Here is a 13029-nt window from a genome sequence, read left to right on the forward strand (position 1 = left end):
GCATGGAGTGTAGGCATTTCGGCCGTTGCGGCAGCTGCCGCTGGTATGAAGAGGGTTACGAAGGGCAGTTGACCAAGAAAGCGGAAGAGATCAAAGCCATGTTCGCGCCGCTGTATTCGGGGGCGTTCGATATTGCACGCTCTGCTGCGGAGGGGTACCGTGCCCGTGCCGAGTTCAAGGTGTGGCACGTCGGTGATACCATGCACTTTGCCATGAACTCCATCGACCGCGACGGCGTCGTGCTTCTTGAAGAGTGCCCGATGGTCACCACACCTATCCAGGCCCTGATGTGGCCGCTGCTCGATGCGCTCAACGCCGTGCCGGAAATGGGGCGTAAACTCTTCGGGATGGATTTCCTGGCCGGCCGCGACGGGGACATTGCCGTTTCCATGCTCTATCACCGTAAACTCGACGATACGTGGAAGGCGCAGGCGGCGGAGATGGCCGCGCGGTTCGGCATCAGCATCATCGGGCGCAGCCGGAAGCAGAAAGAGGTGATCGGATGCGACCATGTCATCGAATCCGTCGACGTCGCTGAAAGGACCTACCGTTTCAAGCAGATCGAGAACAGCTTTACCCAGCCCAACCCCGGGGTCAATGCCCAGATGATAGGATGGGCCCTGAAGCAGTTCGAGGGGCTTGGCGGCGACCTGCTGGAACTCTACTGCGGGGCGGGGAACTTCACGATCCCGTTTGCGTCGCGCTTTGACCGCGTCCTGGCGACGGAGATCTCCAAGTCCTCCATCCACGCGGCGAAAACGAACATGGAACTCAATGACGTGCATAACATCGATTTTGTCCGCATGAGCGCCGAGGAGTTCGTCCAGGCCCTCGATGGGGTGCGCGAATTCAACCGGATGAAGGGAATAGACCTGCCGAGCTACCGTCTCGATACGATCTTCGTCGACCCGCCGCGCGCAGGGATGGACGAGGCCTCCTGCGATTTCGCCGCCCGGCATGAGCATATCCTCTATATCTCCTGCAACCCCGAGACACTCAAGCGCGACCTGGAGTACCTGACGCGGACGCACAGTATCGAAGCGATGGCGATGTTCGACCAGTTCCCCTATACGCACCATATGGAAATGGGCGTCAGGTTGAAAAAAGCGGCGCAATAGAGGAGAAGGTAAAACACCTTCCGGATAAACCATACTATTTTGGTATGGATACTTGACAATGCCGTGCCGCCGGGAGTAAACTGTGATACTTTTATGATGGAGCCGAAAAGGCCCCGACAAAGGTTATGCTATGGCACAGGCTTGTCCCATTAACTTCACAGCGGCTGACAATACGGTCAGCCGGATCCTCTCGCTTTTGACGACGGGGATCGTTGCACTCTTTTTTCTGACGGGGGCGGTGCCGCTGCTCTTCGCCCTCGGCGCGGACCTGTTGGTGCGCCTCCATGGCAACAAGCAGTTCAGTCCGCTCTATCAGAGCGCTGCGGTTCTCAAGCGGTTGATGCGCCTGCCGGACCAGAAGGTCGACGGCGCGGCCAAGAGCGTGGCCGGCCATTTCGGGCTGCTGTTTATCCTGCTGCTGATCGTCGCCGCGTCCCTTGGCCTGCAGCCGATGCTGGTGGCGGTCGCCTCCATCTACGTCCTCTGCCTGTTGATGGACGTCCTGTTCAATTTCTGCGTCGGCTGCAAAGTCTATTACCTCTATCGTCTGATCGGCGGGGCGGCGTAATGGCGGGGATCTCGTCAAAAGGGGTCTACGCCCTTGCCGCGATGCACGTGCTCTCCCATGCGCCACAGCAGCGTCCGATGCAGATACGCGAGATCGCGGCGATGACATCGATCTCCCATGGCTACCTCGAGCAGATCCTCTCCGGGTTGCGGCGCGCCGGTCTCGTGACGAGCATCCGCGGCGCGGCCGGGGGGTACCAGCTTGCACGGCGGGCGGCGGAGATCACGGTGCTGGAGATCCTGGAGGCCCTTGAAGGCCCCCTGTGCCAGACGGAGGGGAATGTCGGTTCAAGCGTCATCCTCGAGGCATTCTGGGGGAGCATGAATGAAAAAATACGGGCGATGTTCGACATGAAACTCTCCGATATTGATCAGCTCTACCAACCCTACCACTATGCCATTTGATCACAACAACTGCGCTAACACCCATTAATGTTTTCCGTTTAAGCAGAGGTCGACCCTGTTTATATTATGATAGTCTCATTGATTATTAACCGCGCCTGTGTGGCCATCAAGGATGACCGATGCCGTACCTCTTCATCATAGTGACCCTTCTGGTTGTAATCGTCCTGGCTGTCGTGGTTTCGGTCGTTGTGACGCGCCTGCGCAACCGCCACCATTTGGAGAACATGCGCGAAGCGGTCGAGCAGTCCAAATACGCTGAAAAAAAGCCGTTGTCCAAACCCAAGGTAATGAAGGGTGCACAGCCGAATGTCGGCATCAAAGTGCTGCAAAGGGACGAAATCGTCGCAACCCCCGAAGCGGGCACACCTTCCGGTGCCGAAACGGCGGCAGGGGAGCGCGGGGAGTTGCAGCCGCCCGTGGAAGTCCCTTCCAAGGCGGCCGAACCCCCTTTTGTTCCCCGTCCCTATCCGCCCTTTAACAATGCCCGCGCCGTCGAGGAGTTCGGGCTTTCGCAGGAGGAGGCCAACAGCTTCATCGGCGAACTGGTCACTCAGATCGAATCGGAACTTCCGGCGCTAGAGGCCGCTGTTGCCGCGCTGGATATGGTCCAGGTCGAAGAGGCGATCCACAAGCTCAAAGGCTCGACGTCAAATCTCGGGGAAGGGGGGATGACCGACCTGCTGTCCGATTTTAACGACTACGTCAAAAAGGGGAGCGACCGCGATATCCTCGATGAGTACGTGGCAAACCTTCACTATTATCTTGCCGAACTCAAGAAGGTCGTCCCCTCTTAAAACCCTTCCAAGAGCGTCGCCCAGAGGATGTCGATCTCCTCGTCGCTCAGGAAGAGGGCGCTCTGGTGTTTGAGCAGTTCGTCCGCGGCGTGTTTATTGACCGGGGTACGGTGCGCGCAATCGGTATGGGCGTACTGGAAAGCACGGATCATGCAGACGGAGGCTTCGTCGATCGGGTTTTCGCAGAAAAAACAGTGCGTTCGGTCCGGGCTGCGCCCCTCATAGTGCAGCAGGCGGGCATAGGCCTCGACGGCGACGCGCTTGGGGTTCTGCGTGCCCCAGCGCTCCGCGGCGTCTTTGAGCAGGCTGAAATAGAAGCCCCCGGTCTCTTCGGATTCGCGCAGGTGGGGGTAGAAAAGCGAGACGAACGTGTGCCACAACCGTGTCCGCGCCGGATCGAGCAGCCAGGGGAAACCGAGATGCACGACGTCGTAGAGCCGTCCGATCGAGGATTTGAGGGAGTGCTCGATTTCGAAATCGATCATATGCCCTAGGTTGATCGTCCCGTGGCGCGCCCCGTAGAAACGGTAAAGGGTCTCTAAGCGTTCCTGTGTCAAAATGGCTAAAATAAGATCTTCGTCTTTGACCCGTTGAAGTCGAATGATGAACCCTTGCACTCTGCGTTTCTTCCTGTATCATTTATCATCACTAGTGTATAAAAAATCGGCTTTCAAAATAAAGTTTTAAAGCGTTTTGTAGTACAATATTAGCAATCGGCACTTTTCTAAATACGGGAAATGTGCTTAATATATGCTTAAATAAAGGTGAACCGAGTGGAATATTCTGACCTGTTACGTTCTTTTAAAGACAACTGCGGTTTCGGCCTGATTGCCAATATCGACAACCGGGCGTCCCATGAGACGCTCGAACGTGCCATCACGGCACTTGAGCGGATGATGCACCGCGGTGCGATCGCCGCAGACGGAAAAACCGGAGACGGGAGCGGGCTGCTGCTCTCCATGCCGACGGCGTTTATGCGCAAGATCGCGCAAGCCGAGGGTGTGGAGCTCCCGGAGATGTATGCGGTCGCGACCGTATTTACCCGCGTCAAAAAGCACCTCGAAGTGCTCAGCGATACCTGTACGCAAAACGACCTGAAGGTCATCCTCAAGCGTGAGGTCCCGGTCGACGACAACGCGCTCGGTCAGCAGGCGCTGGATACGAAGCCCTACATCTACCACGTCTTCATCGTCCCCAACTCCATCATGGCGACGCAGCGCTTTGACGCGCTGCTCTACCTGAGCCGCAAAGAGACGGAACATGCCCTGGAGCACGACGAGGATTTCTACATCCCCTCCATGTCGTCGCGGGTCATCTCTTTCAAGGGCCTGGTGATGCCGACGCACATCAAGGAGTTCTACAAGGATTTCCAGGACCCCGATTTCAAGATCTCCTTCTCCCTGTTCCACCAGCGCTTCTCCACCAACACGCTGCCCAAATGGCGCCTGGCCCAGCCCTTCCGCGCCGTGGCGCACAACGGCGAGATAAACTCCGTCGAGGCGAACCGTTTCAACGTCCGCGTCAAATCCGAGTCGATCAAGAGCGAGATCTTCACGAAAAAAGAGCTTGAGCGTCTGCTGCCAATCCTGCAGCCGGGTGCATCCGACAGCGCGAGCGCGGACAACTTCTTCGAGTTCCTGATCGCCAACGGCATGGATTTCTTCAAAGCGGCCCGCGCCGTCATCCCTGCGCCGTGGCAGAACGCGCCGCACATGGACCCGGACCTGCGCGCCTTCTACGAGTACCACTCGACCGTCTTCGAAGCGTGGGACGGTCCGGCGGCCTTCTCGCTGACCGACGGCCGCTACATCGGCTGTGTCCTCGACCGTAACGGTCTGCGCCCCTCCAAATACATCGTCACCCACGATGACACCCTCCTTATCACGAGCGAGTACGGGGTCATCGACCTGGATGAAGATAACATCAAAGAGCGCGGCCGCCTGCAGTCGGGCGAGATGATCGGTCTCGACCTCAAATTCGGCAAGGTTCTCAAAAACGCGGAGATCAACGACTACCTCAAGGCGTCACAGCCCTATATGAAGTGGCTTAACGAACATATGGTCTACCTCCAGGAACACGTCGAAGAGCAGTATAGCGGGCACTGCATCCTTGACAAGGACAACCTCGTCCGCCGCCAGCGCTACTTCAACATCACCGAAGAGGTGATCGAGCAGGTTATCGAACCGATGATCCGCGACGGCAAGGAAGCGGTCGGTTCCATGGGAGACGACACCCCGATGGCGGCGTTCAGTTCCAAACAGCGCCACTTCAGCGATTTCTTCAAGCAGAAGTTCGCCCAGGTTACAAACCCGCCGATCGACCCGATCCGCGAGAAGGTGGTCATGAGCCTTAACACCGGTTTCGGCGAGACGCACAACATCCTGGACGAATTGCCGTCGCATGCGCACCGCCTCAAGGCGATCTCGCCGATCGTCACCTACGAGAAACTCGAGGTGCTCAAATCCTACGGCAACGAGAATTCGCCGCGCTTCCAGCCTTTTTACAAGAATGCGACCTTCTCCACGGCCTTCGAAGGGGAGCTGAAGCCGGCCCTCGACGCCCTGGTGAAAACCGTGACCAAGGCGGTCAAGAAAGATGGCATCCGGATCGTCATCCTTGAGGACAGCGGTCTGGATGCCACCCACCGTACCATCCCGATGCTGATGGCGGTCGGACGCCTCAACAGCGCTCTGCTCGACGCCGGTGTACGCCACCTGGTTTCCCTCGTCGCCGTTTCCTCCGAAGTGATCGACTCCCACGGTGCGGCGACGCTGATCGCCTACGGTGCGAGCGCGGTCTTCCCGGAGCTGCTCTTCTCCACTGCCGTCAATATGGTCGAGACGAGCAAGCCGCTGGAGGATATCCCCTGCAGCGAAGCGCTCAAATCCGTGCACGGTGCCCTGAACGCCGGCCTGCTCAAGATCATGTCCAAAATGGGGATCTCCACGATCGCGTCGTACCGCAACTCGGGCCTCTTCGACGTCCTGGGGCTCAGCCGCGAGATCGTTGACGACTGTTTCGGCGATTCGCACTGCCATATCCCGGGGCTGGGCTACGCGGACATCGATGTCCGTCTGAAAAAAGCGCATGAAGAGGCGTATGACGATCTCGGATTCAACAGCATCTTCCCGCTCAAGATCGGGGGCTTCTACAAGTTCTACAACGGCCAGGAGTACCACGACTTCGGTCCGCAGGTCATCCACGCTATCCATGCACTGAGCAAGTCGGGCGATCCGAAGGATTTCGAACGCCTCAAATCGGTCGTCAACAATCGCGGCCAGAAGTTCATCCGCGACTTCTTCGAACTCAAATCCGACCGGGCGCCGATCGATATCAGCGAGGTCGAACCGGCTGAAGCGATCACGAAGCGCTTCAGCTCTGCGGCGATGAGCCTCGGCTCTATCTCGCCCGAGGCGCACCAGTGCATCGCCGAGGCGATGAACACTATCGGCGGTCAGTCCAACTCCGGTGAGGGTGGGGAAGACGCCGCGCGCTTCAAAACCGTGCTCAACTCCAAGATCAAGCAGGTCGCATCGGGCCGCTTCGGCGTCACCCCGGCCTACCTGCGTTCGGCCGAGGAGATCCAGATCAAAGTCGCCCAGGGGGCGAAACCGGGCGAGGGCGGCCAGCTGCCGGGCCACAAGGTTTCGGCGCTTATCGCGCGCCTGCGCCATACCGTGCCGGGCGTCACCCTGATCTCGCCGCCGCCGCACCACGATATCTACTCCATCGAGGACCTGGCGCAGCTCATCTATGACCTCAAGCAGGTTAACCCGGACGCGAAGATCTCCGTCAAGCTCGTCTCCACGGCGGGCGTCGGTACGATCGCCGCGGGGGTCGCGAAGGCCTATGCTGACAAGATCATCATCTCCGGCGGCGACGGCGGTACCGGTGCGGCACCGCTCACCTCCATCAAGTTCGCGGGTAACCCGTGGGAGCTGGGCCTCTCTGAAGCGCACAATGCCCTCAAGGCCAACGACCTGCGCAAGATGGTCCACGTCCAGACCGACGGCGGGCTCAAGACCGGGCTCGACGTCCTCAAGGCGGCGCTGCTCGGTGCGGAAAGCTACGCCTTCGGTACGGGCGTACTCGCCATTGTCGGCTGTAAGATGCTGCGGATCTGTCACGTCAACAAATGTTCCGTCGGGATCGCAACGCAGAACGAAAAGCTGCGCAAAGAGTATTACAAAGGTACCGTCGCGCAGATCGTCAACTACTTCAAACTGCTCGCCGAGGATATCCGCGGCTACATGGCGCAGCTGGGCTACAAAACGCTTGACGAACTGATCGGCCGCAGCGACCTGCTCAAGGTCATCGACGACGAGCTCGCGAAGAAATTCGACTTCGGCAACGTGCTGCACCGCGAACCGGGCGTCGATACCTGCCAGGTCGCGTCCAACGAACCGTTCGACGACAACGCCTTTGAAAAAGAGGTCCTCGAAGAGGTACGCAGCGCGATCAAGCATCCGGAGCACCCGGTCCGCATCACACGGGACATCAGCAACCTCAACCGCAGTTTCGGTGCCCGCGTTTCCGGTGAAGTCGCCCGTTATTACGGCGATGCCGGTCTGGCCGACGGTACGATCGACATCCGCCTCAAAGGGGTGGCGGGACAGGCCTTCGGTGCCTTCCTGATCAACGGGGTCAACCTGAGCCTCGAGGGCGTCGCGAACGACTATATCGGAAAAGGGATGCACGGCGGCAAGATCGTCATCAAGTCGGTGCATGAAGGCGGCAGCTTCAGCGGCGGGGGGAACACCTGTCTGTACGGTGCGACGGGCGGTAAGCTCTATGTCAATGCCGCCGTCGGCGAACGTTTTGCCGTCCGTAACTCCGGTGCGCTCGCCATCGTTGAAGGCACCGGCGACAGCCCGTGTGAATATATGACCGGCGGTATCGTCGTCATTCTGGGCCGTACCGGCGTTAACTTCGGTGCGGGGATGACGGGCGGGATCGCCTTCGTCTTCGACGAGGACCACAACTTCATCGAGAACGTTAACCGCGAACTGGTTGAAGCGGTCCGCATCGATACGGACGACGGCGACGAGGCGCGCCACTATCTGAAGCGCCTGCTCAAAGACTATATTAACGAAACGGGCAGCTCGAAGGGGCGCATGATCCTTGACAATTTCCGTACAGAGATCCGCAACTTCTGGCTTGTCCGTCCTAAAAACCTGACCAAACTTCCGCTCAACCAGGAAAAGGGAGACTAAGAATGAGAGAATTTTTAACGATTGGACGTATCGATCCCGCGAAACGCCTGGTGGTCGACCGTGTCAAAGACTTTAAAGAGATCTACGAAGTATTCAACAAGAACGAGGCGGGGGCGCAGAGCGACCGTTGTGTCCAGTGCGGGGACCCCTACTGTCTGAACAAGTGTCCGCTGCACAACTACATCCCGCAGTGGCTCAAGGCCGTCGCCGAAAACGACCTGGAGTTCGCCTTCAAGCTCTCCAACGAGCCGTCGCCTTTCCCGGAGGTCATGGGGCGGGTCTGCCCGCAGGACCGTCTGTGCGAAGGGGACTGTACCCTCAATGACGGCCACGGCGCCATCACGATCGGTGCGGTCGAGGCGTTCATCAACGAGGAGGGCTTCAAAGCGGGCCTGAAACCGGAGTTCCCGGGGATCACGACGGACAAGAAGGTCGCGATTATCGGTTCCGGCCCGGCGGGCCTCTCTGCCGCCACCTACCTGCTGCGTTCGGGGATCGCCGTCACGATGTACGAGCGTGCCGACCGCGCCGGTGGACTGATGACCTACGGCATCCCGAACTTCAAGCTCGACAAAAAGATCGTCGACCGCCGCGTCAAACTGCTCGAAGAGGCGGGGATGGAACTGGTCCTGGAGTGCGAAGTCGGCAAAGACATCACCTTCGAGGAGATCGTCAACGGCCACGACGCCATCTTTATCGGGATCGGTGCAACGAAGGGCAAGACGGCCCGCATCACCGGTGAAAAGGCGCCGAACGTCTACATGGCGATGGAGTACCTCACCGCAATTCAGAAAAAGAATTTCAAACGCGCCTACGACAAGAAGTTTGAGTTCAAAGACCTCGACGTCGTTGTCATCGGGGGCGGGGATACGGCGATGGACTGTGTCCGTACCGCCAAACGCGAAGGGGCGCGCAGCGTCAAGTGTCTCTACCGCCGTGACGCCTACAATATGCCGGGCAGCCAGAAAGAGTACAAAAACGCGATGGAAGAGGGCGTGGATTTCCAGTTCCAGGCCTCGCCGAAGCAGATCCTCCTCGATGAAAACGGCCGCGCCGTCGGCGTCGAGATGGTCAAAACCGTCCTGGGTGCCAAAGACGAGAGCGGACGCCAGCGGATGGAAGAGGTCAAAGGGAGCGACTTTACGGTCAACGCCGACGTGGTCATCCTCGCCCTCGGTTTCGATCCTTCCGTCCCCTCCTTCCTGGCGGAGAACGGCATCGAGACAAACGCCTGGGGCGGGATCGTCATCGACGACAACCACCAGACCTCCACGTCGGGCATCTATGCCGGCGGTGACTGCTACCGGGGCGCGGACCTTGTTGTCAACGCCGTCTACGACGGCCGCGAAGCGGCGCGCTCCATCGTCAGAAGCCTGCTGAAATAATGGCGCTTTTCAGCGCCGTTTCTCTACCGCTTCCCCTGAGCATTTAGGGGAAGTCTGGGCACTTTTTCGCTACAATTCCCCCAATCAATCAAAACTATTTCCGAACCCCGAAGGATACGTGATGAACCTTTTCAACCTTTTCGGCGGCACGTCCCGACAGCAGCCTACCAAGAGCGAGGCACCGGCACACTGGGTCAAATGCCCCTCATGCAACTCCCTGATGTACTACAAAGAGGTTGAAAACCAGAACTACGTCTGTCCCAAATGCGGTCACCATATGCGTATCAACGTCGACAAGCGCATCGAACTGCTTTCGGACGAGGGGAGCTTTGTCGAGTTCGACGCGAACCTTGCGCCGGTCGACCCGCTGAAGTTCGTGGACAAGAAAAGCTACGTCAAACGCCTTGAAGAGGGGGAAAAGAAGACGGGACGCCGCTCCTCCGTTGTCAGCGGCGAATGTACGATGAACGGCGTGAACGTGCAGCTCTGTGTCTTCGACTTCGCCTTTATGGGGGGATCGCTGGGCTCCGTCGAAGGGGAGAAGATCACCCGTGCCATCCACCGCGCCATCGAGAAAAAGCAGGGTGTCGTCATCATCAGCGCCTCGGGCGGGGCGCGGATGCAGGAGAGTACCTACTCCTTGATGCAGATGAGCAAGACCTCCGCCGCTCTGGCACGCCTGGGCGAACACAAACTCCCCTTCATCTCTGTTCTGACCGACCCGACGATGGGCGGGGTCAGCGCCTCGTTCGCGACCCTCGGCGACATCATCATCGCCGAGCCGGGATCGCTCATCGGTTTCGCCGGCCAGCGCGTTATCAAGCAGACGATCGGTTCGGACCTCCCCGAGGGGTTCCAGCGCTCGGAGTTCCTGCTGGAGCACGGCTCCATCGATATGGTCGTCAACCGTAACGAGCTCAAAGAGACTATCGCGGACCTGATCCGCATGATGCTGCCTGCTTCGGCCGACCATGACGCGCAGTGAAATAGACGCCTTCTTCACCTCCCTCCCGTCCAACGCCCTCTACGCCCTCTGCGACCAGGCGTTGCTCGATTCCCATGCCCTTGACCTGGAACCCTATGTCGAAGCCTGCCGCCAGCTGGACGTCTCGCTGATCCAGTACCGGAACAAAGCTGCGGAGACCGACGTCGTCAAAGCCGCGCTGGAGCGCCTTCGGGGGCTGTGGGACGGGATGCTGATCATCAACGACCGCTGGCAGCTCCATGCACTGTGCGACGGCGTGCATGTGGGCCAGGATGATCTGCTTGGAATCGGTGCAGATGCCGCCGCAGCGGTGCAATCTCTGCGCCGGGAAGTGGGCAGCAACTGCGTCATCGGCCTCTCCACCCATAATGCCACGGAGATCGCGACGGCCAACACGCTCGGGATCGATTACATCGGGCTGGGAGCCTTCCGGGCGACGGGAACCAAAACGGATGCGGCGGTCCTGGGCGAAGACCTGGATACCCTGGCGTCTGCCTCCGTCCACCCGGTCGCGGCTATCGGCGGGGTCGGCTTTGAGGACCGCTTTGCCCATGCGCGGATGCGGGTGATGGGCAGTGCGATCATTGCGGAGGCGCAGCGATGGAAGTGACCCTCTATTCCATCGCCAAAAAAGAGCGGTCCATCTACGATCCGTTATACAAAGAACTTATAAAAATGAGTTCGCGCTTCGCCAAGGTCAATGACGTCGAAATTTTCGGCAAAAACGTCACCAAAGCACACACAATAGGCGAAGAGGCCGCAAAACAGGCCTATACGGAGAGTCTTGAGCCCTATTTAAACCGTGGATATTCGATTGCGTTGCATCCTGATGGAAAATTAATCGACAGTTTCGAATTCAGTAAGCTCCTTAGTGATAAAATGTCGGTGCAATTTTATATCGGAGGGGCGTTCGGATTCGAAGACGCGTTTCTTCGGCGCTGCGACAAGGTGATCAGCCTGTCGCCGCTGACGATGAGCCACAAGATCGCCAAGGCGGTCCTGCTGGAACAGATCTACCGCGGATTCACGATCCTGAACAACCACCCCTACCACAAATAAGGACACCCGTGCAAAACAGCGAACTGTCATATTTCGAGGAGATTCTGCGCGCACGCAAAGCGCAGATCATGAAGAACATTTCCGGCGTCGAGGCGGAACTGGACGGTCTGAGCGACGTTGAAATGAACGACGAAGGCGATTACGCCGCCATCAGCAACGACAATATGGTTGATACCGCGATCGGGACACAGCAGGGGACCGAACTGCTCGAGATCGAACTGGCGCTGAGCAAGATCAGCGCAGGCACCTACGGCATCTGCGAGATGTGCGAGGAGCCGATCAGTTTTGCGCGTCTCAAAGTGAAGCCGCATGCGCGTTTTTGCATTGACTGCAGGGAGATTGCCGAGAAGAACAGCGCCAAGTAAGGGGGACGCATGTATATCAAACGCTACAGTATCGCCGCACTGCTGCTGATCTTTATGCTCGGATGGTTCGTCTACGGTTTCGTATCGAAAGAGAGCATCCACATCGAGCTGCTGGGCATTATGCTCCCGTCACTGCCGGTCGCCGTGTGGGTCGCCCTGGCGATGCTGCTGCTCTATGCCGGCACCCTTGCTCATATGCTCTTCTACTCCGTTGTCGGCAGCGTACGCCTGCGCAAGTACGAAAAGGATTACGCCCACCTGCTCGACGCGGTCGCCGACGCCTTCTTGCAAAAAGAGGATCGCCGACACGCTTTTAAAACGGAGCGCTACGCGCTGATGGGCGAGATCGCCGATCACTCCCGGATGCTGCCCGATGAGAACCTTGAGGGGATCGAACATCCCAAACTCGGGGCGATCATCCAGGCGATCCAGCTGATCGAGAAGGGCGAAAGCGCCGACCTCAAGCGTTTCAACCTCCCCAGCGGCAATCCCCTGGTGCGCCAGAACCATATCAACCAGCTGGCCGAAGGCAAACTCGATGCGGAAACGGTCCTCTCGAAACCTGAACGCTACGATGCGGCGATCCACGCGCTGGCCTTCGAGCAGCTCAGCGTCTTCGCGCCGCTGCATATTTTGGAGAAGTACCGCCCTTACATGACCTTCAAAGCGGCCCTCTCCATCGTCAACCGCATCAACGCCGAGGAGAACACCCTCTCCGTGCCGAACGCGACGGTGGTGGACTTCGTCACCCGGATCGAAGGGCTCTCCTCGCTGGATTACCTCTACCTCGGCGTCGTGATGGGCGAGCATATGCTCCCCGAGCAGCGCATCGCCGTCTTCGAGATGCTCTCGGACAACGACGACAAGGCCCTGGACGGCTACCTCTTTACGCTCTTCGACCTCGAGATGGTCGACCGGGCCAAAGAGCTGCTGCACATCACGGCGGAGAACGAATACGTTCTGTTCAAAGCCTACGCCGATCTCAAGGCGTGCAACAAGCATTATGACGTCAAGCGTTTTGCGAACATGATGCTGCAGAATTATTCTCCGAAGGCCTGACAGGCCTTCGGAACTTATACGGCAGCCGGGCAAAACAAGGGTACCGCTCGCGTAGCGATGTTTCCTCGAAAACAAGGGT

The 13029-nt window shown here is 58.6% G+C and carries 12 protein-coding genes; 11 read left to right on the top strand and 1 reads right to left on the bottom strand.

The window, feature by feature from the left end; all coding sequences use genetic code 11:
- The first annotated feature begins 2 nt into the window (after window positions 1–2).
- The 4 genes from trmA (at window position 3) to LOH54_RS05650 (ending at window position 2884) form a co-directional block, all read left to right on the top strand.
- On the top strand, window positions 3–1118 hold the full coding sequence (gene trmA, locus LOH54_RS05635; RefSeq protein WP_231021060.1) for a tRNA (uridine(54)-C5)-methyltransferase TrmA: 1116 nt from the start codon (window positions 3–5) through the stop codon (window positions 1116–1118).
- A gap of 130 nt (window positions 1119–1248) precedes the next feature.
- Window positions 1249–1686, top strand: coding sequence for a DUF4395 family protein (locus tag LOH54_RS05640; protein WP_231021061.1), 438 nt, complete (start codon window positions 1249–1251; stop codon window positions 1684–1686).
- Window positions 1686–2090 carry an RrF2 family transcriptional regulator gene (locus LOH54_RS05645; protein WP_231021062.1) on the top strand — a complete coding sequence of 135 codons (405 nt, stop codon included), beginning with the start codon at window positions 1686–1688 and terminating at the stop codon, window positions 2088–2090. Before LOH54_RS05640 ends, LOH54_RS05645 begins: the two co-directional genes overlap by 1 nt.
- 119 nt (window positions 2091–2209) lie before the next feature.
- Window positions 2210–2884, top strand: coding sequence for an Hpt domain-containing protein (locus LOH54_RS05650; protein WP_231021063.1), 675 nt, complete (start codon window positions 2210–2212; stop codon window positions 2882–2884).
- Here the strand turns inward: LOH54_RS05650 and recO are convergent.
- Entirely contained in the window at window positions 2881–3501 is a 621-nt protein-coding gene (gene recO, locus LOH54_RS05655; RefSeq protein ID WP_255707541.1) for a recombination protein RecO, read from the bottom strand. The two genes, LOH54_RS05650 and recO, sit on opposite strands and share 4 nt — an antisense overlap.
- Before the next feature lie 156 nt (window positions 3502–3657).
- Here recO and gltB point away from each other — a divergent pair, with 156 nt between their 5' ends.
- From gltB to LOH54_RS05690, 7 genes are all read left to right on the top strand, one after another.
- Complete coding sequence (gene gltB, locus LOH54_RS05660; RefSeq protein WP_231021065.1) at window positions 3658–8097, top strand: glutamate synthase large subunit; 4440 nt, start codon at window positions 3658–3660, stop codon at window positions 8095–8097.
- Window positions 8098–8099: 2 nt separating this feature from the next.
- Window positions 8100–9482: a glutamate synthase subunit beta gene (locus LOH54_RS05665; RefSeq protein WP_231021066.1), complete on the top strand. Its 1383-nt coding sequence runs from the start codon at window positions 8100–8102 to the stop codon at window positions 9480–9482.
- 121 nt (window positions 9483–9603) lie between these two features.
- Window positions 9604–10467 carry an acetyl-CoA carboxylase, carboxyltransferase subunit beta gene (gene accD, locus LOH54_RS05670; RefSeq protein WP_231021067.1) on the top strand — a complete coding sequence of 288 codons (864 nt, stop codon included), beginning with the start codon at window positions 9604–9606 and terminating at the stop codon, window positions 10465–10467.
- Window positions 10454–11077: a thiamine phosphate synthase gene (locus LOH54_RS05675; protein ID WP_231021068.1), complete on the top strand. Its 624-nt coding sequence runs from the start codon at window positions 10454–10456 to the stop codon at window positions 11075–11077. The genes accD and LOH54_RS05675 overlap by 14 nt, the downstream gene beginning before the upstream one ends.
- Window positions 11068–11526: a 23S rRNA (pseudouridine(1915)-N(3))-methyltransferase RlmH gene (locus LOH54_RS05680; protein ID WP_231021069.1), complete on the top strand. Its 459-nt coding sequence runs from the start codon at window positions 11068–11070 to the stop codon at window positions 11524–11526. Before LOH54_RS05675 ends, LOH54_RS05680 begins: the two co-directional genes overlap by 10 nt.
- A gap of 8 nt (window positions 11527–11534) precedes the next feature.
- Window positions 11535–11891: an RNA polymerase-binding protein DksA gene (dksA, locus tag LOH54_RS05685; RefSeq protein ID WP_231021070.1), complete on the top strand. Its 357-nt coding sequence runs from the start codon at window positions 11535–11537 to the stop codon at window positions 11889–11891.
- A 9-nt stretch (window positions 11892–11900) separates the two neighbouring features.
- A complete protein-coding gene (locus LOH54_RS05690; protein ID WP_231021071.1) occupies window positions 11901–12950 on the top strand; it encodes a hypothetical protein in 1050 nt (349 codons plus the stop codon).
- The last annotated feature ends 79 nt before the right edge of the window (window positions 12951–13029 follow it).

It is taken from the genome of Sulfurimonas sp. HSL-3221 (assembly GCF_021044585.1).
Classification (GTDB): domain Bacteria; phylum Campylobacterota; class Campylobacteria; order Campylobacterales; family Sulfurimonadaceae; genus Thiomicrolovo; species Thiomicrolovo sulfuroxydans.